General features: G+C 44.1%; 2 protein-coding genes. One reads left to right on the forward strand and one right to left on the reverse strand.

From position 1 onward, the window contains the following. The coding region (locus QCH34_RS12210) for a carboxypeptidase-like regulatory domain-containing protein (RefSeq protein WP_300334538.1) at positions 1 to 929 on the forward strand (929 nt) is incomplete at its 5' end. Positions 930 to 1,396: 467 nt separating this feature from the next. Here QCH34_RS12210 and QCH34_RS12215 read toward each other — a convergent pair. Beyond that, positions 1,397 to 1,664, reverse strand: a 268-nt coding sequence (locus QCH34_RS12215; RefSeq protein WP_300334540.1) for a hypothetical protein, incomplete at its 5' end; no start/stop codon positions are given.

Consider the following 1,664-nt stretch of genomic DNA (forward strand, 5'->3'; position numbering starts at 1 on the left):
ATTTAGCGGCAATCAAATTGCATGCCGATAAAGACGTATCCTATTTAGTCACCGATACAATCAGTGCTCCATATCTTGGTGTTCTCTGGGATGAGGGCTACCGGCATCCCCAGATGGCGTATTATCATGGTAAGGCAACAGATCTTGTATTGCTCCCAGTGTCAAATCCACAGAGCACATCACTGTCTGGTAAAGATCCAGAGGATCTATTTTCGAGTTGGAGGGCTGTAATCGATAGCGTTGCAAAGAACAACGACATGGCTCTGTTCGTATTCAGGACAACAGATGTTGAAAATCCTGAATATGCAGCGATGTTTAATAGTCTCTTTGATTATGCTCAGAAAAGTGGAATGACGACAACCACGCCGGAAGTCATTGCAGATCATTACCGGAGACTCCAGAAGGTCTCATACAATACATGGAGGGAGCTAAGTAGTGCATCAATTAACGTTACGAACAGAAACCCTGAATCCATCTCCGGAGTGTCCTTTAGAGTCGTCATGCCACAACTCGAAGATGGGGAGTATCTGGTCAGAGGTGGCAAAGTTGCGAATATACGCGAGTCGGGCAATACCGTCACCATATATGCATCTGTAGATCTCGCTCCGCAAGAAACCCGGACAATTACCATAGAACCGGATATCCCGAGGAAGGAGCTGATCGTTGACATGCCGGAATACATAATTGAAAATATGGTGTCAATAGCAGTCAGGGGAGAAGACGGTCAGCCCGTCGATAATGCCTTAGTTACCATTGAAGGTTTCCCCATTCCGTTCGAGACGGATGCAGATGGCATCGTACAGGCGGAATTGTCGCGTGGTAATTACAAGGTTACAGTCGAAAAAGCTGGATATTTCAAGCAGTCCTTCACAATGGAGGTGAGAGGCAGGATTTATTCTCTCCACCATCTCATATATGACATTATCTAATCAAAGCTGATCATTTGTGCTGTAAACAATGGTGGTGTCTCGCGCTGGTGTAAAAGAAGGGGGTTTATACTATACAAATATCCGTTTCAGAAAAGATAGTTCCTTCATATAACCTTGGGGATTGTTGAGATGACTTCAACTCACCACGTACAGGTTGATCGCAATCGAAAATTTCCTGGTGAAGTTGATGTTTCCTGTGTTCCACGGAACACTATTCCAGACTATATATCTCAAATATTTTAACCGCCGATATATTAATGCGATAGGCATAATGAGGTCGTGACCGTTCCAAGCGCCTCTTCATCGTTGCCAGACGGATGGTTCTATCTCGTGGGCTTCATGATAGGAGTTCCATTTTTCTGAAAGATACGATTTAATCCTAGTAGATGGAAGAAAATGTAGAAGAAAACCCTTGAATGTATTTACGTCGATATCCCTCTCCTTGAATTGCCAGAACTAGGCAATCTCTAAACAGACAGCTCACTGACCCAAAAATGCACGCTTTCCATGCTGCCGGTGTCGGCCTTTAAATCCATTTTCACCTTAAACGGATAACTGGGATCAGGAGGCAGTGCGACTACTGCTTTGCCTTCGAAGGTCTCGCCACCTCTCATCTCAAATGTTTCGGTGTGATAGAGCATGTTATCGACATAGAATTCAAGAATATATGAGGTACTTCCATATTCGTGACTGTTGAGTCCATAGGTGAAGATAATATTCCCATTGTCGATGGTG

Source organism: Methanocalculus sp. (assembly GCF_029762515.1).
In the GTDB taxonomy this organism is placed as follows: domain Archaea; phylum Halobacteriota; class Methanomicrobia; order Methanomicrobiales; family Methanocorpusculaceae; genus Methanocalculus.